The following is an 18,424-nucleotide window of genomic DNA, read 5'->3' as shown; positions in this document are numbered from 1 at the left end:
CCGAACGCGTGGAAGGGTTTTTGCTGTGCCTCAACGCTTTCCCTGGCGAGGAACGCATGCCCTTTTCCTATAAGAAAAACACGGTACATCCAACCTTTTTCCGTCGAATGTACCGTGTTCGTTTAATGGCATCGGGGTCATGCCCCTTTTTCATGCGAATGCGCTCGTTCAACCGATGCATGGGCCAACCCATACGGCAGGCACAGCGGCACCCCCGTTCGGGGGTCGGCAACAATATCCGCTTCAATCCCGAATACTTCACGCAGTACGTCATGCGTCATCACCTGATCGGGAGCGCCTTCGCAAACGACCTTGCCCTTTTTGATCGCGATCATGTGCTGGGCGTAACGCGCCGCATGGTTCAGGTCATGAACCACCATGACAATCGTGCGCTGTTCCTCTTGATTCAGCTTGTGCAGCAGTTCGAGAACTTCCAGTTGGTGAGCCATATCCAGGAACGTCGTGGGCTCATCGAGAAACAAGAAATCGGTTTGCTGGGCCAGCGCCATGGCGATCCATGCCCGCTGCCGCTGCCCACCGGACAGTTGTTCAACCGGGCGGTCACGAAATTCCACGATGCCTGTGACCTCAATCGCCCACTGAATGATTCGCTTGTCTTCCTGCGTCAACGAACCGAATCCTCTCTGGTGAGGAAACCGCCCGTAGCCGACCAGCTCGGAGACGGTAAGACCGTCGGGGGCCGTTGGATTTTGCGGCAAAATGGCAAGCTGCTTCGCCACTTCCTTGGTCGACTGGCTGTGAATGGCCTTCCCGTCCAGGAAAACGGCCCCGTCTTTCGGCTTCATAATCCGCGCCAGCGTCTTGAGAATCGTAGACTTCCCGGAACCGTTGGCACCGACAAGAGCCGTGATTTTCCCCGTAGGAATGGTCAGATTCAACTGTTCCACAATGATGCGATCACCATAGGCGATATCTACCTGCTTTGCGTACAGACGTCCCATAAGTACTTACGCCTCCATTCATCAGGTCTTCATCAGCAAATAGATGAAGTACGGTGCGCCAATAATGGCCACGACAATGCCGACGGGAATCTCCGAAGGCTGCAGAATCCAGCGGGCCAGTGTGTCCGCAACGAGCAGGAGCAGCCCTCCCGCCAGTGCGGAAGCGGGGATCAGATACTGGTGATGGGGACCGACCAGCCGCCTCGCCAGATGAGGCCCAATGAGACCGACAAAGCCGATGCCACCTCCGACCGCCACACTTGCGCCCGCTAAACCAACCGCTGCGGCAAGCAGTCTGATCCGTTCCCGTTCCGTGGAAGTTCCGAGGCCGATCGCGAGCGGTTCTCCCAAGCGAAGAATATCCAAAACCCGTGCCTTCACCATGACATAGGGAAGCAGGATCATGAGCCAGGGCAGCAAAGCCATGACAAAGTGCCAGTTGGCTCCCCAGATGCTGCCGGACAGCCAAACGGAAACAAATTGGAATTTTTCGGGATTGAGTTTGATCGTAAGCACGATCATGGCGGCGCTAATGCCCGCGGAAACCGCAATCCCCACCAGAATGAGCCGTGTCGGCGCAACGCCCTGTCCTTTTCGGAAGGCCAGGGAGTAAATGACGGCGGCGGTCAGGGAAGCGCCTGCAAACGCACATAACGGCAGCAGGTAAACAGGAGCGCCTTCCGTCATCGGATAAAAGGAAATAAACAGGATCACCGCGAGGCCTGCCCCTGCGCTGATTCCCAACAAGCCCGGATCAGCCAGTGCATTCCGGGAAACGCCTTGCAATATCGCCCCGGAGACAGCCAACCCCGCTCCCACCAGGACGGAAAGAACGATACGAGGAAGCCGAAAGTCAAACAAGACAAGCTCCTGTTTCTCGGTGCCTGCGCCCACCAGCGTCTTCATGACATCCCAAGGCGAAAGTTTGATAAAACCCGTATTCATGCTGATGAGAAACGCCGCGAGAATCAATGCGCCCAGCACAGCCATGACCTGGGCTGCGCGGATTTTTCGCCGGTGTTCCATGGTTCCTGCCTGCATGGATTTCATCCCAATTCCCTCCTTTCCCTACGGGCAAGGTAGAGGAAAAAGGGCACGCCGATCAGGGAAATCAGGGCGCCTACCGGCGTTTCGTAAGGCGGATTGATCATTCTCGCTCCGATATCGGCAAACACCATGAGCAAACTGCCCAGCACCGCGGAGCACGGAATGATCCACCGGTAGTCTACGCCTACCAAAAAACGTGCCACATGAGGGATGACCAATCCGATAAAGCCGATCATGCCGACAGTTGACACCGCCGCCCCCGCCAGGATCAGAACGATCACGGCACCGGCGAGCTTGACACGACCCGTTCGCTGTCCCAAACCGGCGGCCATTTCTTCTCCCAGACTAAGCACCGTGATGGAACGGGAAAGCATCAGTGCCGCGATCAACCCAGCCACAATCCACGGGAACATGATCCTGATGTGAAGCCACGTGGTTCCCGCAACGCCACCTGCGTACCAGAAGGCCAGCTCCTGCCCCACCTGGTAGTAGATCGCCACGCCCTCGCTAAGTGCCACGAGCAGGGCGCTAACGGCTGCGCCAGCCAATGCCAGCCTGACCGGAGTCAATCCTCCTTTGGCCAATGAACCGATTCCATACACCAGCCCTGCCCCCAGCCCGGCGCCGAGGAAGGAGAACAGGATGACGTACGGAAAAGGCAGGCCGGGCCACAACGCAAAACAAAGCGCCAACGCAAAGCCCGAACCGGCATTCACACCGAGAAGGCCGGGGTCTGCCAACGGGTTGCGGGTCATCCCCTGCATGATCGCTCCCGCCACGGCAAAACCGGCGCCAACCATCGCTCCGCACAGCGCCCGAGGCAATCGCAATTCTTGAATGATTTGGTGCTGTGTCAAATCCGGCTGAAAATGAAAGACCGCTTCCCATACCGTCAGCAGGTGAATGTCGGCTGCACCGACTGAAATCGAAAGGGTCAAACCAAGCGCAAGCAGTATCAACCCGCCGAGGAGAATGAACAAAGCCAGGACGGGCCGGGTTTGCATGTGAGTTTTTGGTTTGGACGCTGCTGACATTTGTGCAACCCACTTCCATTCATTCCGTAATCATGATTGTCACTGCTACGTTAGACAGGTTAATGATAATGGTTTTCATTTGCACCTGTCAATAATCTAGCCGTTTCTTGCTAGAACCTTTCTCCTGCAAACAAAACGGCGAGACCCCTTGAGGGGATCTCGCACGTGTGCAGTCAACGTACTGCTGGGGGGATTTCGCTTTTTGCCATACGCGGACGTTGCGATCCGCACAAATGGCAAATCCATCCGCCATCGTCTCACGATTCCGTTATTCGTGAGGGAATCAGTTCCCAGGTGAACCCTCCATCCGACGTTTTGTATACATAGGTACCTTCATCCGTTCGAAACAGGGCAAACCCGATCTCGGCTGTCACATTATGATATGATCGTAAAATGAATGACGGCCTTGTTTTGCAGTCGCATTCCCTGGTACCCCCTCTGAGTAATAAAGGAAGAGCTGCGCATTCGGTTTCAATGGCAAGGAGTTGTCGGGAAACGAAGCAGTTTGTCTATTCGTTTTCAACGGGGTATTTTTGTAACAGGCTCTCTACATTCGATTCCAGTTCTTTTCGATCAATCGGGACATTCACGTTGAGTTCAATGGGGTGGAGGTAGTCGACAACTTCCCCCTTTGCATTGTATAGTTCAAACTGCACAAGAATCCCGGAATCTTTATCAACCCAGAAACGAAACGTGCTTGCACCTTGTTTTCTGGATGCAGCCTCATTCAGAAGTCCTTTCAATACGATGGTATTATGGTCCAGCAGTTGTTCATCTTGTTTTTCAATTTCCCATTTGTCCAAATCCCTTGTAAAGTTGGATGCAATTTCATAAGGAAACAACGAAGTCTGCGCAGCACCGATTGGTGGACGTTCACGGTAACGGGTCACGTTGTTTCCCAGCGAATCCTTGCCAAAAGCCTGCTGCGGCTCAAGTGTTCCCGCATGACGATCGGCATTGTACCTCATCCGTCGGGTTGCTTTCCTTTCCTCATCCACAAGCCAAACGTTGCCGTCCCGATAGTAGATATGTTGAATGCGCGATTTCCCGGAATTTTTATCAACATGCGTACTTTTACTGTAGCCGCTTGTCGGCGCAATCTTATATTCAACCAGCGTGGTATATCCGTTTCGCAGGAGTTCAAACTTCCCCACTGCCGTATCAAAGTTGTCCACGGTATTCAGGAGTTTCGTGAGCACTTCTTTTTGTGTCAGATGATCGTAATTTTCCTGTTTCTTCGGAGGTTCATAGACTGCGGTTTGTTCTTTCGTTTCCTTTGCGTGATCAATTTGGTGTGAATTTGATGTATTTGATTGTATAGCGGTTTCTCTCGTATGGTTTTGGGCAATTCTATTTGTACAGCCGTAACAGATTATCATCAGCATGACCCAAAAATAGATTGTTTTTTTCATACGTAACCTAACCTCCTCTATATTCAAAATAATTAATTTTGAAAGTAATTTTTACCTTTCTTAAAATTATGAATACATAAATTTTTAATTTCGACAAATAACCACATTTTTCGAAATATATTCATGTTATATTATTCCTAAAACAAACTATTTTTAGGGTATATTAGAAAAATTTATATTAGGAGGAAATGGTATGTTTAAGAAAAAACGTACTATTGTAGCTTCAACCTTGACTACTGTGCTTCTTTTTAATTTAGTAACTCCTGTATTAGCTAAGGGAGAAGAAACTTCTACAGTAGAACGCCGGATAGCTTTAGAATCGTTGTCTAAATTAAATAAGAGTTTTCAGTCAGTTAATAGTCTGACGGATGAAGAAATTGCAAAGAAAATATTTGAAAATCTTTCTCCAGAGGCTCAACAAAAATTCATAGAATTTATGATTAAGCAAAGTGAAGCTGGAGATACAAGTTTAATAGAATTTCATGAAAAAGCGGTAGGAAAAGTTCAGAAGAAGGTAGGGAAAAAATCTACAAGTATTTCACAAAAATCTGTTGCTAAAGCAGCGAGTGAACCATTAGATATCCTCTCTTATCGATTAGGTAAGTTAAATTTACCTAGACCTGTCTACTATTCCATGATGGCTGTGGGAGGAGGAATTGCGGCAGCAGCAGTTGACGGTCCATTACCTATTGGTGATATTATTGGTGTAATTACTGCTGTAGGCGCAGGAGTAGTTGTTGGCATATATTGGGATGAAGTGGAAGCCAAGTTTGACGGTATTGTTGGTGCGTTTAAAGCTGCATTTAGCAGTATGGCATCCAAAATTGAAACGGCATTTAATACTCTGTATGCTGAAGCTATTATTTACTTTTACGATATTCCAAAAAAGTTGTTAAACGACGATGGTGATGGAGTTGATTTAGGGAAGTTTACTCAACCTGTTAAAGGCAGGAAAGCATATAGAGATCCTAAAACAGGCTGGGAGATAGACGCTGATAAAGCAGGTGAAAAAAGCCATGGAGGAAGTGCATGGAAACTAAAAAACCCAAAAGGAAAACGAGTTGCAACTCTTGATAAAAAAGGAAAAATTTTGCGTGACTAAATATAGAATAGGGTGTTTGTATGAACGACTTTGACAGTGTTGTAGTGTCAATGTTTCCAGGGAAATGGAACATAAAAGAAGATCCAAATAGAGATTCCGAAGCAAGTACGATATTGTTAGAACATAGCGACTTAATTTTTTCGCGGTTTCCAGAACAATCTTTTCTACTTGATAGATTTCCTAAAAGAATTGCGGATAACACAAAGTTTGCTTCCCTTAATTTATCATTTAGCGAAGTTGAGGACAACCCTGTGTTGAAAAGCAGTTACACCAACGAAGAGCAAAAGTTTATTCGTGTTTTTCAGTTACTTTGGGCTTATGATAATGCTTGGGTTGAGACATCTCTACGATATGAGAATACTGAGCGGATCAAAGAAGTCTTACAGAATGAGAAAAAGGAAAATAGAATAATTACCGTTCTAGAAAAACTTAATAAAAATGACAGTGATAATCTAAAAATTGAAGAGCTTGCTGACCTAGAAGTCCTCCTGGAGCTTGGTTTACGGGAAACTGTTTCTTCTGTATTTGTTTTTGAAAAAATGCAAGTGTGTATTTGGTCAAATTTTGATTTAAACATGCCCATGTTCATTGGAAATTCAGAGAGCTTGGAAATTCTTAGAACAATTATAACAACAGAAGGTTTGTACTTACGCCGTTAGATAGATAATCGCTCTGGACTTTCATCAATCCTCTTTACACGGAGTTAAGACTAAGGATAACTTTGGGTAAAGGGGTTGTTTTTCTATGGTGCGTAAAAAGTATGACAAAGCCTTCAAGATAGCTGCCGTGATGCAGATCATGGATGAAGGAAAGAAGGTCTCCCATGTTGCGAAGGCTTTAGGCATTCTTCCTACGATGCTGAGCCGATGGGTGTATGAATATCAAACACACGGTGATGAAGCATTTACAGGTAACGGGAAACCAATCGCCAACAAGGATCTCGAAATCAGACGGCTACAAAAGCGCTTGGAAGAACTCGAAAGGGAGAATGAGATTTTAAAAAAGTTTCAGGCATTCTTGAAGGAGCCCGAGTAGCCAAGTATCGGTTTATTCAAAGCCACGTAAAAATCTAATCCGTCCGGCTCATGTGTAAAGTGCTTGGAATCAGCCCCCAAGGGTATTATGACTGGAAGAAACGCAGAAAAAGTCAACGAACCATCGACCAGGAAATTCTCGAGGAAGCCATTCTGCAAGTGTACAAAGAATTCAAGGGTCGATATGGCAGTCCCCGGATCGCTTTAGAGTTGTGCAAACGCGGCTTGTTTACCAGCAAGAACCGTGTCGCTCGCCTTATGCAGCGGATGGGACTGGCTGCCGTTTCTTATCGAAAACGAAGTCGGATCGGACGGAAACCAAAAGGATCGGGAATCATGGACAATTTAGTGAAACGTGCGTTTGAAGCCCAAACGAAAAACACGCTCTGGGTTGGAGATATCACTTACCTTCCCCTTCAGCATGGATTTCTCTATCTGGCCACTTATCTTGATGTATTTTCAAGGAAAGTTGTCGGTTGGGCAATGAACACCCGAATGACCGAACAGTTGGTGATAGACGCCTTTTTGTAAGCCGTTGGAAGGGAACGCCCGTCAGCAGGACTGATTGTACATACGGATCGAGGTTCGCAATATACAAGCCGACGTTACCAAAGCACCTTGGCAGCACATGGAGCCATCCTCAGCATGTCCCGCTTGGGAGATCCATATGAAATGCCGTGATGGAGAGCTTTTACAAAACGTTAATACGCGAACTGATGCCGGAAACAAGAAAGTTCACCAATGAAAAGGAAGCACGAAATGCAGTCTTCGAGTACATCGAAATGTTTTATAATACGAAAAGAATGCATTCCGCATTGGGTTATATGAGCCCAGTGGAATATGAAAAACAACATTCATAACAGATTGGTCTTAACTTCGTGTCAAGTAAATTAGGGAAAGTCCACTCCCCTCCTTCAACATTTCTCCGGTCACAACAAAACGACCAGCTAGAAGCATGGCGGAATAACCCTTCATGCGACCAACTGGTCGATTCTTGTTAGCCGAATACGTTCGGCAGACTGGCAGGATTGCCTGAAAAGATACTGCGAATACAAATGCTATGTTCAAATTTTACTATTTTTTCTTTTTCTTGTCATATCATAAAAAGCAGTATTTTTTACTCAACTGGAGCCATACCAAATGAAATATCTTCAAAATCATCTCTTCCTATAGCGTAAAAGACCCTTGTTCCATGTTCATCTTTGTTTGCGAATGCTACACGGTGGTTAAATCCTTCCCATTCTACATCTTGCGCACCATCTTCAGCAAACTCTTTTGCTGAAATTTCATCATCCCATAAAGTAATAGTAGTAACAGAAGGATTATCTCTGATAACTTGATTAACAATACGTAAAGCTGTCAATTTTCTCTCAAGATCCATCTCCCTAGATGGAAAGTTCGCAAAAACAACAACCTCGTTAGACTTGGTACCTTTTGTCATCGTTTTTATTGAAATATCTATAGAGGAGATTAAGTTTAGTACAGACTCTTGAATACTTGAACTTAATGTATTTTGCTCAGTTTTATCTCCTGTTCCGTTAACAGTTCCTTTGCTGCATGCAGTTATCATACAAATAGATAATAGTAACATGCCACAAATGAATTTCCTCATATTTTCCCCCTTATATCCGCTATTATTAGACTACCTGATTCTATATTCAAAATTTGTATGATTCATTAATAAAAGTCTTTTTTTAGTTACATCCTCCAACTCTTGTAGACTTATTCCACAGTTAGCTCCATGATCGGTCCAGTAGATCTTGTCTGATTCTTGTTTTTGATTAAAGCAATGGTAAAGCGATTCATGAGACTGATGGGACTCATGAGACTTAAGCTCCTCATCAATGCATCCACAATAGCACGGGACTTTCTTTAATAGTTCTTGATATGACCTTACAGCTGTAGGTGTTGCTGTAATATTGTATTTTCAGCCATCTTTGAATTCAAGTAAATTGTACTGCTTCATATCAATTTACATTTCATTATTTATTTTACCAATAACAGGTGTTGTCCTTTTACAATGACCACAAGTTGGGGAAAAAAAATAAACGAATATCCTTTTTTACTCTCTATTTCGTTTTCAAGTTCTTCAGGTAAAACGATCAAGTCCATATTCGTGTGTAAATTCCCCTCGATTTGAAAAAAATTAGCCAATGCGCGTCACTTTAGACACCGCTTTTGTTGCCTGCGTTTCTCGCTATTCCAAGTACTCTGCCATGTCGAGATACTTTTTGCCGCTTGCCCATTTTTCGTCTATCTCCATAAGCAAAGCTCCGATCAATAACCGGGCCGTCTCAAGATCAGGGGCTTCCAAAATCGCACGAACACGGGGATACAACTCCTTCTGCAACTGCTTGGGGGTGGCGTCGAGGATATTTCGCATAAATGAGTCTGACACCGTTGCCACGTTACCCCTTGAAAATGGGTACGAATAGCTCGTACGAGCCCACCATGTTGATCGGACACAATCAGTTCTACGCCTCGTAAGCCTCGCTCTTTCAGCCAGCTAAAAAACTCGCTCCAACTGATCTCTGTTTCACTATCTCCATACTTCAGTCCAAGGACTTCTCGGTAGCCTTCCTTATTCACCCCGTAGGCCAGCATCACGCCGCGAGAGCGAACACGCCCCTCTTAGCGGGCAAACATTTCTGTCGAGAACTTTCCGTTTCGAATTCGTGGCACCCGAAGGGTATCGTTCCCACCCGCATTGTCAGTTGGATATGTACCGTTTCGATATCCTTGACGTTCATCTGTACGTTCGTACGGTTCCGCAGACAGCTGTTCCGTAGCCTGGGCCTGCAATACCTGATTCAATACCGATTCCAACAGCTGGCCACCTCCGAATCCTGCGAATTTCCGAGAAAAAGTTGCTGCAAAAGTTGTGAATCTACAGTAATCTGGTGTTGAGCCATAACAAAAACTCCTCTCTTAGAATGGTGTCCGCAAACTTCATTCTAACCGAGGGTTTTTGAAATGGCTCTCTTATTTTAAAGAGACTCCGTTTTTACACAATTATATGGGCTCAACTTTATTCCAACCCGTTCAATCACATGAACTGATCCGACATATGAATCTCGAACATACATTGATAAATTCCGAGTAATTAGGTATGATAAATTCGATTAGTAGTTTTTAAAATTGTGAAAATACATGAAAACTGAGCGCTTGGAATCTTCCCCATCTCAACAAGCAAGATGGTGTGTGGACCCTCCCAAGAGCGAAAGACGGGCATGCAAGTACAGCCAGAAAGGGGGAACGATCATGAGCCAAACGCAGCCCTACAAAACCGTCATGTTGAACCCGCACGACCACGTCGCGGTTGCCCTTGAGCCCATTCCGGCAGGCTCCGTCGTGAGCGTCACCTGTCAGGGGCAGACGTTTTCCGTTACGCTGAACGACCCCATTGATTTTGGCCATAAGTTTGCGGTCGTTCCCATCGCCAAGGACAGCGACGTTCGCAAATACGGAGAAGTGATTGGCATTGCCACACGCGATATTTCGCCAGGCGAACATGTACATGTCCACAATATCGAAGGCAAAAGAGCCAGGGGGGATTTACGTGGCATCAAGTAATCCGGATCACTTTTGGGGGTATCGCCGTTCAGACGGACGGGTTGGCATACGCAATCACGTATTGATTCTTCCGACCATTACGTGTGCGACGCAGGCCGCAAAGCGCATTACCGATCTCGTCAGGGGAACGGTTACGTTCATCCATCAGCATGGCTGTGCACAGTTGGGTGCCGACTACGAGCAAACCTTTCGGACCTATGTGGGCATGGGGGCAAACCCCAATGTGTATGGCGTCGTCGTGTTGGGACTCGGATGCGAGACGCATCAGGCACGCAGCGTCGCCGAGGAGATTGCGAAGACCGGCAAACCTGTTGAAGTGGTGTCCATTCAGGATCACGGCGGCACCTTGATGGCAATCGCACAAGGTGCGAAGATCGCTGCGCAGATGGTGCAGGATGCATCGGCGCAGCTTCGGGAACCCTGTCCGATGAGCGAATTGATCGTGGGGACAGAGTGCGGCGGCTCGGATGCCTGCTCGGGGCTTTCCGCCAATCCCGCCGTTGGCTATGTCAGCGATCGGATCGTCGATTTGGGCGGAACGGCCATCATCGCCGAAACGACAGAGTTGATCGGGGCGGAGCACCTGCTCGCCGAACGGGCAGTGAATGATCAGGTAGCCAAACGCGTATATGAAGTGATAAACGCAATGGAAAACCGGGCGATCAAAATGGGAGTGGATATTCGCAAGGGAAATCCGAGCCCCGGCAATATCAAAGGCGGTCTCAGCACCTTGGAAGAAAAGTCGCTCGGCGCTGCGAGCAAGGCTGGAAGCCGACCGCTGCAGGAGCTGGTCAATTACGCGGAGACTCCGACCCGCAAAGGTCTCGTGTGGATGGATACGCCCGGTCAGGACATTGAGCAGCTCACAGGCATGGTCGCCGGCGGAGCACAGATTGTCCTCTTTACGAGCGGGCGCGGAACACCGACAGGGTCGCCGATTGCGCCGGTTATTAAAATTTCGACCAATACCCGCCTGTATGAAACCATGCGGGATAACGTGGACCTCAACGCGGGAACCATTATCGAAGGCCTGGAGTCAATCGAACAGGTCGGCGAGCGCATTATGCAAGAGATCTATCAGGTCGCCTCAGGCAAGATGACCAAGGCGGAAATTCTCGGGCAGGACGACTTTGGCATTTGGCGTATCGGTTCAACCTTCTAAATGCCGGTTATCGCTGCAGAGACATGTTTCGTAGTTTACTCGCACATTTTCTGAACAGCACCAACAAATACGGTAGGGAAGTTGATGACCATGCCCATTTTGGAAGGCGGATTGGATTTTGACAGTCCGATTATGGTGAAAGTGCATCAGCATTTTGATTCGACCCGGATCGATCAGACAGAGATCAGACAAATTCTCCGGGATCGCATCTGCGATCCGGCCATCAAACGCATGATCAGACCGGATATGAACATCGCTCTGGCGGTTGGCAGCAGAGGGATCCGCCACCTGGATTTCATCGTGCGCACGGTCGTCGACATTCTGCGTGAATTGGGAGCGAAACCGTTTATCGTTCCCTCCATGGGCAGTCACGGCGGCGCGACACCGGAGGGGCAAAAAGGTGTCCTCCGTCATTACGGGATTACGGAGGAGACCATGGGCATTCCCATTGAAGCCTCCATGGAAACGCTGGAATTGGGGGGTGTCGATGACGTTCCTGTTTATATAAGCAGGCCGGCCTATGAGAGCGATCTGATCATCCCCATTTGTCGGGTGAAGCCGCATACCGATTTTAAGGGACGTGTCGAAAGCGGCATTTATAAAATGCTGGCGATTGGTCTGGGTAAGCATAAAGGGGCGGCCACGATCCATAAGGCGGGCTTTCCGGCGTTTGCCACGCTCATTCCGAAAATCGGGCAGTTTATCGCAGACCATGCCCCTGTGGGCTTCGCGGTATCCATCATTGAAAACAGCTACGATGAAGTGGAAAGTGTTCACATTGTCCCCAAGGAACGGATTGCCACCGAAGAACCCAAACTTCTCATGCGCGCCAAACAACTGCTGGCAAAGATCAATATTGACCCGATCGACCTGTTGATCGTGGATCAGATCGGAAAAGACATCAGCGGAGAAGGGATGGATCCCAATGTCACCGGTCGCTCACCGGCGGGTGTGGCGTTTGAGGACGTCCCGCAGATCAAACGGATTGCGGTTCTTGATTTGACCAAGGAGACGCATGGCAACGCATCAGGCATTGGCATGGCGGATGTAACGACCAGGCGATGCTTTGAAAAAATCGATTTGCAGGTGACCTACGCCAACGTCATTACAGCCGGGGTGTTTGACAGCTGCAAAATCCCCATGATTCTCGAGAATGACAAGGAACTGCTGGCGGTAGGGTTAAAGGCAGCGACGTTAACCCCACCGGACCAGGCGCGTGTGGTGCGGATTCAGGACACGCTTCATCTCTCAGAATTTTGGGTCTCGGCAAACATAGCCGAATCGTTGAAGCATGATCCCCGTTTCACGATCACCAACGAACGGCGCCCGTTTACCTTTGATGAAAACGGGAATCTCACCTGGTAATCATTCATTTCCATAGAAATCATGAAGGAGAGTGGATCGAACATGGACCATTTTAAACGACCGGGAGCCCCTGTTTTTACATCGGTGGAAGAAGAACGCCGCTATCGGAAAGAGCGGCTTGCGGGAGCGTTTCGCGTATTTGCCCAGATGGGCTATGACTATGGCGTATCCGGGCACATTACCGCCCGTGACCCGGAATATCCGGATCATTTCTGGGTAAACCCCATGGGACTGCACTTCAACTCGATAAAAGTGTCGGATTTGCTCCTCGTGAATCACAAAGGGGAGATCATCGAAGGGAAAGGCGTTCTGAACCAGGCGGCGTTTGCCATCCATTCGGCCGTTCATGCCGCCAGACCGGATGTCGTTGCCGCTGCTCACGCCCACACGATTTACGGCGAAGCGTGGTCGACACTAGGGCGGCTGCTCGATCCGATTACGCAAGATTCCTGCTATTTTTACAACGATCACGCCATCTTTAACAGCTATACCGGAGAAGTGCTGGAAAAAAGCGATGGAGAAAAAATTGCGGAAGCCCTGGGCAACAAGAAAGCGATTATCCTGCAAAATCACGGCCTGCTGACCGTCGGGAAAACGGTGGATTCCGCCGCGTGGTGGTTTATCACGATGGATCGTTCGTGCAAGGTTCAATTGTTGGCCGAGGCGGCAGGCAAACCCGTTCTCATTCCCAGCCACATCGCACAGCTTACGCGAAATCAAATCGGCAGTGAAGATATCGGCTGGTTCAGCTTTCAACCGTACTGGAACAGCATCGTGAAAGAACAACCGGATTTGCTGGAATAACCTGTTCGTTGATCGATAAAGAGAGGAAACAGAAAGGCGATCGGATCGGAGAGGAGAGGGAGAGATGAAGAAAAAGGTGTCGGGCATTATCCTGGCTGCCGTTCTGCTGGCCTCGCTTGTGGGCTGCGGCGGAAAGCAGGAAGCATCGCAGGGACAAGAGACGACCATCAAGGTGGGCGTAACCGCAGGGCCGCATGAAGAAATCATCAACAAAGTAAAAGAGTTGGCCGCCAAACAGGGAATCCATGTGGAGACGGTTGTCTTTAATGACTATATCACGCCAAACCGGGCGCTTACGTCGGGACAGCTCGACGTCAACAGCTATCAGACGATTCCGTTTATGGACCAGTACAACAAGGATCATAACACGAAGATTGTCCCGATTGGAAAAACGGTCACCTTCCTGATGGGCATTTACTCGAAAAAATACAAAAAGCTCGAAGATCTTCCCGAAGGAGCCACGCTCGGTCTGCAAAACGACCCGGTAAACATGTCGCGCGCCCTTCATGTGTACGAGCAGGCCGGTCTGATCAAATTAAAACCGGGTGTGGATGTGGACAAGGCGACGCCGGCGGATATCGCGGAAAATCCCAAAAACTTCAAGTTCAAGCTGCTGGATGCGGCGCTGCTGGCGCGTACACTGAACAGCCTTGACGCGTCGACCGTTAACTCCAATTTCGCCTTGAAGGAAGGGTACAAACCGAAACGGGATGCCATCTTCATGGAGAATTCGTCCCGATACGTCAACTATATTGCGACGAATGAGAAGGACAAGGACAATCCGCTCTATCACAAGCTGGTGGAATTGTACCGTTCCGACGAAGTGAAGAAGTTCATCGAGGAAACCTATGACGGCGTGATTATCACTTCCTGGTAACACGCAGGGTGTGACAGAGCTGTACCCGGAAACAGGCGCAATGAGACCCCTTCCAACCATACGTTGCTTCCATACGGTTGGAAGGGGTGCACGTAATCCTATTAGTTAAACAGGGCCACTACTTTCCCCAGAAGAATCCCGACAATCCCGAAGTCCGCATCACCAAACGTGGTTCCTTCAAACCCGAGAGAGCCCAGCACCGGCAGCAGCATCGCCGGCAAAAAGCTGATTAAGAGGCCGTTGACGAATGCCCCGGCAATGGCGCCGCGGCGTCCGCCTGTCGCATTTCCAAACACGCCGGCTGCAGCCCCTGTAAAGAAGTGCGGGACAAGACCTGGGACAATGACTTTCAATCCGAAAAGGGGCAGAAGGAACATGGAGACAAGCCCCGCTGCAAAGCTTGCGAAAAATCCGATGACAACCGCATTGGATGCGAACGGAAAGACCGTCGGGCAATCCAGTGCCGGGATGGCATTTGGCACCACTTTATCCGCGATCCCTTTAAATGCAGGCACAATTTCCGCGAGCAAAATCCGTACCCCTGCCAGGACAATGTACACACCTGCTGCAAACGTAATCGCTTGCAATACTGCATACACCAGATAATGTTGACCTGCGCTCAATTTCTCTTCTACAAAGCCCGGTCCCGCCACGAGGGCCACGATGACAAACAAGATCGTCATGGTTAACGAGACGGAAACCGACGTATCCCGTAAAAAACCGAGCGATTTTGGCACTTTGATATCTTCTGTCGATTTTTCCGGGTTCCCCACGACTTTTCCGATATAGCCTGCTACCAGGTAACCGATGGAGCCAAAGTGCCCCATCGCAATGTCATTGGTGCCCGTGACTTTCCTCATAAAAGGCTGCAGCATGGCAGGAGACAGGACCATCAAGGCTCCAAGAATCAGCGATCCAATGACAACCATCGGGAAGCCTTTGACACCGCCAGTGGATAAAATGACGGCAATCAGGCACGCCATAAACATGGTATGATGACCGGTTAAGAAAATGTATTTAAAGGGAGTAAATCTGGCCAGCAAGATGTTGACGATCATCCCAAACAGCATGATCAACGCCGTTTCCGCGCCAAATGTTTGCTGCGCGAGCGCTACAATGGCTTCATTGTTTGGAATGACCCCTTGGATTTGAAATGCTTTGTCGAACATGCTCCCGAAAGATCCCAATGCGCCGACCAAGATCCCTGCACCTGCTCCCAGGATCAAAAAGCCCATGATGGTTTTCAAGGTTCCCGATACGACGTCTGCCACGCCTTTTCTTTGCAGCAGCAAACCGACCAGGGCAAACAATCCTACCAATATTGACGGTGTGCCCAGGATGTCTTTCATGATTACGTTGAGCATTGGTCATCATTCCTTCGTGAAATATTGTTGTAATGCTTCCTTGATCTCTGTCTGGTTTAAAATGTTTTGCAAGCCAATCACGTAGCGTTTGCCATCTTCCAATTGACCGACAATATCTTTTGAGCCCAGATACACATCAGCCTGCTCGGTTTTGCTGGTGGCCAGATCGGTATGGGATACATCGGCCTGAATACCCATTTCCCCCAGGATTTTCTTTACGTTCATCTCCACGATAAAGCTGCTGCCCAATCCATTTCCGCATACAACCAAAATCTTTTTCATGCTTCATTCCCCCTGTTATTGGAATACATTGAGATATAGTGAAGAATGGTTTCCTTGTCATGAGCGCCAATGATCCTGTCGATATTGTCTTCTTCCGACAGCATCATCGACAGTTGGGCCAATGCTTGTAGATGGGTTTCATTATCGACAGCGGCCAGTACGATGATGAGCTGTGCTTCACGCACCTGCGTTTCCGAAAATGAAACCGGCTGTTTCAACCGAAGCAAACTCATTCCGATTCGATTTACCCCTTGCTCCGGTCTCGCATGCGGCAGCGCCACCTTGGGCGCGATCACGATATAGGGACCATTTTCTTCTACATTGGCAATCATCGCTTGCACATACGCCTCTGTGATGGACTGACTTTTCAGGAGCGGCTCGGCTGCCAAACGAATCGCTTCCTTCCAATCGCTCACAGAGTCCTTTAGCTGAATACATTCTTCTTGCAACAACTCGTCAAGCATGGGTTTTCTCTCCCTCTTTATCTGTTTCTGCTGGTGCAGCACCTGCCTGATTTCCTCTGCCAACTGATCTTCCTTTTCCACGACCGCATATTTTTTCACGATATCTACGATCGTTTGCGCCGTTATATGGGAGGGCGCACTATGGGAAACCGCTTCCATTTCATTAAGTAACTGAACCTTGTCTCGATCTGTTAAAATCGGGTTCACCAAAATGATCCGATGACGCGGGTTCGCGATTTTTGTTGTAGAAACAACCAGATCCACATCTTCTTGAAAGTGCTCATATTGCCTAAGGGTGATCGGCCCAAGCAGATCGATGTTGGAGAATAAACCATCCAGTTGCTGAACCAGTATGCGCGACGTGCCAACCCCGTTTGCGCATACCAGCAATACCCGCCTCAGGGTGGTTGCGGTGATTCCTTGCCGGCGCATCCATCCCCCAAAATGAACCGTTATATAGGCAATCTCGTCATCGCTAATCGATTTGCCGACCAACTGCTCCAAGGGGGAAATGCTTTTTTTCGTGAGTTCATAGATATCACGGTATTGGCGTTGAATCACCTCTTTCAACGGGTTGGTCACGTCCATGTCGTAAAGGAACCGATAATAGGCTGGCTGCAGATGAATATACAAATTTCGTTCCAACTGAACGCGCTGATCAAATACAACACAGGCTCGCATTTCAAACAGATCAACCATATCCGCAATCGCCTGTTTTAAAGCGGGAATTTCATTCGTTTCCGCTGATTGCCCGAATTCATTCACTTTTGCACTTAACAACAATGTGGCCAGATAACATTTTTCATCCTGCGGGAGCTGTAGCGGCAAGACACGTTCCAGTGTTTGGATGACTTGATAATGCCTGGTCTCCACAATGCGCTTGATCTGTCTTTGCGGAAACGCAATCGCATTCCCGCCCATTATCCGCTTTACATAATACGTAAAGAGATAGCTTAATGACTTCGTCGTATCCTCGGCAAATTGAACCTGCAAATGCTTTTCGCAATCGTTCAACCATTGCAGGATGATGTCGGGAATCGGGACGTCTGTATCATCCTCATGGAGATCTTGCAAAAGCAGCTCCTGACCATCATGCAGCAGGGAATGGACATAATGACTCAACACATTGCGGATCGTCAATTCATCGCCGGTAATTTCATACCCGTTCGCATAGGAGTACGAGAGGCTCAAGCCGTGCTTTTCCACTTCCTCTTTGACCTTCTTGAGATCGTTTAGAATCGTATTGCGGCTGACGCCTGTTTTCTCCATGCACTCGTGAGTGGTAATGCGTTTGTTCGCCAGAAGTACATACAGCAGCAAATAAACTTGCCTTTCTCCTGAACGCAGGGCATAGCCATTCGGCTTCTTTTCCCCGATGATCCGGGCCGCTGCCTGTCTGCTGCTTTCGTCCAGATAATAGCCTTTCGCATAGATGTACTGGACTTGCGGCAGACCTGCTTCTTTCAGCCAATCATTGATTTTATGGATATCGTAGTACAACGTTCTTCGTGAAATCGAGAAATGCTCCATCAGTTCTTTGACGGACAGGTAATGATGAGACTGCACAAGAAGCTGCAACATTTGCATTGTTCTTTTGTCTAACATGGCGGCCACCTTTTAGCACAAAATCATGCACAAATTGCTGCACAGGAGATTGACTGGCATCGTCTCTATGGCTTTACTTTACATCAAATCTGCCTGCACAGTTAGACCGAATTTACCCCATGAGATTGTGCAAAAATTGTACTCAAAAACAAAAAAGCCCGCCTGTCGCTGCGGACGATATGGACATGAACCGGGAACTCTCTCTGATCGACTGATTCCTGGCTTGCCGGATGTACGGCTCGCCGCAGCCTCTCCAAAAAAAAGAACCTTTAATCCGCAGGCAGATTAAAAGTTCGGTGTTACATTTCCAATATATGCAATGTCTTACGTTTTTTCA

The 18,424-nt window shown here is 48.4% G+C and carries 19 protein-coding genes and 2 pseudogenes; 10 read left to right on the top strand and 11 right to left on the bottom strand.

The annotated features are described in order from the left end of the window. Positions 1 to 137: 137 nt before the first annotated feature. The 4 genes from A6764_RS01915 to A6764_RS01900 all read right to left on the bottom strand — a co-directional run bounded on the left by A6764_RS01915 (position 138) and on the right by A6764_RS01900 (position 4,455). On the bottom strand, positions 138 to 962 hold the full coding sequence (locus tag A6764_RS01915; RefSeq protein WP_044897668.1) for an ABC transporter ATP-binding protein: 825 nt from the start codon (positions 960 to 962) through the stop codon (positions 138 to 140). 21 nt (positions 963 to 983) lie between these two features. Further along, positions 984 to 2,003: a FecCD family ABC transporter permease gene (locus tag A6764_RS01910; RefSeq protein ID WP_413541979.1), complete on the bottom strand. Its 1,020-nt coding sequence runs from the start codon at positions 2,001 to 2,003 to the stop codon at positions 984 to 986. Between the two features lie 5 nt (positions 2,004 to 2,008). Then, the gene (locus A6764_RS01905; protein WP_029100517.1) at positions 2,009 to 3,043 is read right to left on the bottom strand and encodes a FecCD family ABC transporter permease; all 1,035 of its coding nucleotides are present in this window, start codon (positions 3,041 to 3,043) and stop codon (positions 2,009 to 2,011) included. 509 nt (positions 3,044 to 3,552) lie between these two features. Then, positions 3,553 to 4,455 carry a sigma-E factor regulatory protein RseB domain-containing protein gene (locus A6764_RS01900; RefSeq protein ID WP_065067520.1) on the bottom strand — a complete coding sequence of 301 codons (903 nt, stop codon included), beginning with the start codon at positions 4,453 to 4,455 and terminating at the stop codon, positions 3,553 to 3,555. 193 nt (positions 4,456 to 4,648) lie between these two features. Here A6764_RS01900 and A6764_RS01895 point away from each other — a divergent pair, with 193 nt between their 5' ends. From A6764_RS01895 to A6764_RS22320, 5 genes and pseudogenes are all read left to right on the top strand, one after another. Beyond that, positions 4,649 to 5,557, top strand: a complete 909-nt coding sequence (locus A6764_RS01895; RefSeq protein WP_255309719.1) for a hypothetical protein — start codon at positions 4,649 to 4,651, stop codon at positions 5,555 to 5,557. 20 nt (positions 5,558 to 5,577) lie between these two features. Continuing rightward, complete coding sequence (locus tag A6764_RS01890; protein WP_065067521.1) at positions 5,578 to 6,216, top strand: hypothetical protein; 639 nt, start codon at positions 5,578 to 5,580, stop codon at positions 6,214 to 6,216. Positions 6,217 to 6,301: 85 nt separating this feature from the next. Continuing rightward, positions 6,302 to 6,592, top strand: coding sequence for a transposase (locus A6764_RS01885; RefSeq protein WP_035300391.1), 291 nt, complete (start codon positions 6,302 to 6,304; stop codon positions 6,590 to 6,592). Positions 6,593 to 6,642: 50 nt separating this feature from the next. Beyond that, a pseudogene (locus A6764_RS01880) lies at positions 6,643 to 7,272 on the top strand (IS3 family transposase). Further along, positions 7,272 to 7,451, top strand: a complete 180-nt coding sequence (locus A6764_RS22320) for an IS3 family transposase (RefSeq protein WP_035300954.1) — start codon at positions 7,272 to 7,274, stop codon at positions 7,449 to 7,451. Before A6764_RS01880 ends, A6764_RS22320 begins: the two are co-directional and overlap by 1 nt. Positions 7,452 to 7,708: 257 nt before the next feature. Here the strand turns inward: A6764_RS22320 and A6764_RS01875 are convergent, their stop codons facing one another. From A6764_RS01875 to A6764_RS01870, 4 genes and pseudogenes are all read right to left on the bottom strand, one after another. Then, on the bottom strand, positions 7,709 to 8,203 hold the full coding sequence (locus A6764_RS01875; RefSeq protein WP_141669720.1) for a hypothetical protein: 495 nt from the start codon (positions 8,201 to 8,203) through the stop codon (positions 7,709 to 7,711). A 30-nt stretch (positions 8,204 to 8,233) separates the two neighbouring features. Then, positions 8,234 to 8,509 (bottom strand): PCYCGC motif-containing (lipo)protein, encoded by a 276-nt coding sequence (locus tag A6764_RS22315; RefSeq protein ID WP_083989853.1) that lies wholly within the window; start codon positions 8,507 to 8,509, stop codon positions 8,234 to 8,236. A gap of 54 nt (positions 8,510 to 8,563) precedes the next feature. Further along, positions 8,564 to 8,647 (bottom strand): thioredoxin domain-containing protein, encoded by an 84-nt coding sequence (locus tag A6764_RS22310; protein ID WP_083989854.1) that lies wholly within the window; start codon positions 8,645 to 8,647, stop codon positions 8,564 to 8,566. Positions 8,648 to 8,788: 141 nt separating this feature from the next. Then, positions 8,789 to 9,503, bottom strand: a pseudogene (locus A6764_RS01870) (transposase). Positions 9,504 to 9,852: 349 nt separating this feature from the next. On the opposite strand from A6764_RS01870, the gene A6764_RS01865 reads away from it, so the two are divergent. The 5 genes from A6764_RS01865 to A6764_RS01845 all read left to right on the top strand — a co-directional run bounded on the left by A6764_RS01865 (position 9,853) and on the right by A6764_RS01845 (position 14,372). After that, positions 9,853 to 10,164 (top strand): UxaA family hydrolase, encoded by a 312-nt coding sequence (locus A6764_RS01865; RefSeq protein WP_029100518.1) that lies wholly within the window; start codon positions 9,853 to 9,855, stop codon positions 10,162 to 10,164. Further along, the gene (locus tag A6764_RS01860) at positions 10,151 to 11,326 is read left to right on the top strand and encodes a UxaA family hydrolase (protein ID WP_035296413.1); all 1,176 of its coding nucleotides are present in this window, start codon (positions 10,151 to 10,153) and stop codon (positions 11,324 to 11,326) included. Before A6764_RS01865 ends, A6764_RS01860 begins: the two co-directional genes overlap by 14 nt. Before the next feature lie 90 nt (positions 11,327 to 11,416). Continuing rightward, a complete protein-coding gene (locus A6764_RS01855) occupies positions 11,417 to 12,691 on the top strand; it encodes a nickel pincer cofactor-dependent isomerase, group 22 (protein WP_065067524.1) in 1,275 nt (424 codons plus the stop codon). Positions 12,692 to 12,733: 42 nt separating this feature from the next. Then, positions 12,734 to 13,495, top strand: coding sequence for a class II aldolase/adducin family protein (locus A6764_RS01850; protein WP_029100521.1), 762 nt, complete (start codon positions 12,734 to 12,736; stop codon positions 13,493 to 13,495). A 64-nt stretch (positions 13,496 to 13,559) separates the two neighbouring features. Continuing rightward, complete coding sequence (locus tag A6764_RS01845; protein ID WP_035296421.1) at positions 13,560 to 14,372, top strand: MetQ/NlpA family ABC transporter substrate-binding protein; 813 nt, start codon at positions 13,560 to 13,562, stop codon at positions 14,370 to 14,372. Between the two features lie 101 nt (positions 14,373 to 14,473). On the opposite strand, the gene A6764_RS01840 is transcribed toward A6764_RS01845, so the two are convergent. From A6764_RS01840 to A6764_RS01830, 3 genes are read right to left on the bottom strand one after another with little or no spacing between them, the layout of a single operon-like run. Beyond that, positions 14,474 to 15,736 carry a PTS ascorbate transporter subunit IIC gene (locus tag A6764_RS01840; RefSeq protein ID WP_029100523.1) on the bottom strand — a complete coding sequence of 421 codons (1,263 nt, stop codon included), beginning with the start codon at positions 15,734 to 15,736 and terminating at the stop codon, positions 14,474 to 14,476. A 6-nt stretch (positions 15,737 to 15,742) separates the two neighbouring features. Further along, a complete protein-coding gene (locus A6764_RS01835; RefSeq protein WP_029100524.1) occupies positions 15,743 to 16,018 on the bottom strand; it encodes a PTS sugar transporter subunit IIB in 276 nt (91 codons plus the stop codon). Then, entirely contained in the window at positions 16,015 to 18,087 is a 2,073-nt protein-coding gene (locus tag A6764_RS01830) for a BglG family transcription antiterminator (RefSeq protein ID WP_065067525.1), read from the bottom strand. Before A6764_RS01830 ends, A6764_RS01835 begins: the two co-directional genes overlap by 4 nt. Positions 18,088 to 18,424 lie beyond the last annotated feature (337 nt).

It is taken from the genome of Brevibacillus sp. WF146 (assembly GCF_001673705.2).
Taxonomy (GTDB): domain Bacteria; phylum Bacillota; class Bacilli; order Brevibacillales; family Brevibacillaceae; genus Brevibacillus; species Brevibacillus thermoruber.
The sequence above is the reverse complement of the archived record's forward strand: the minus strand, read 5'-3'. Positions and strand labels throughout refer to the sequence as shown.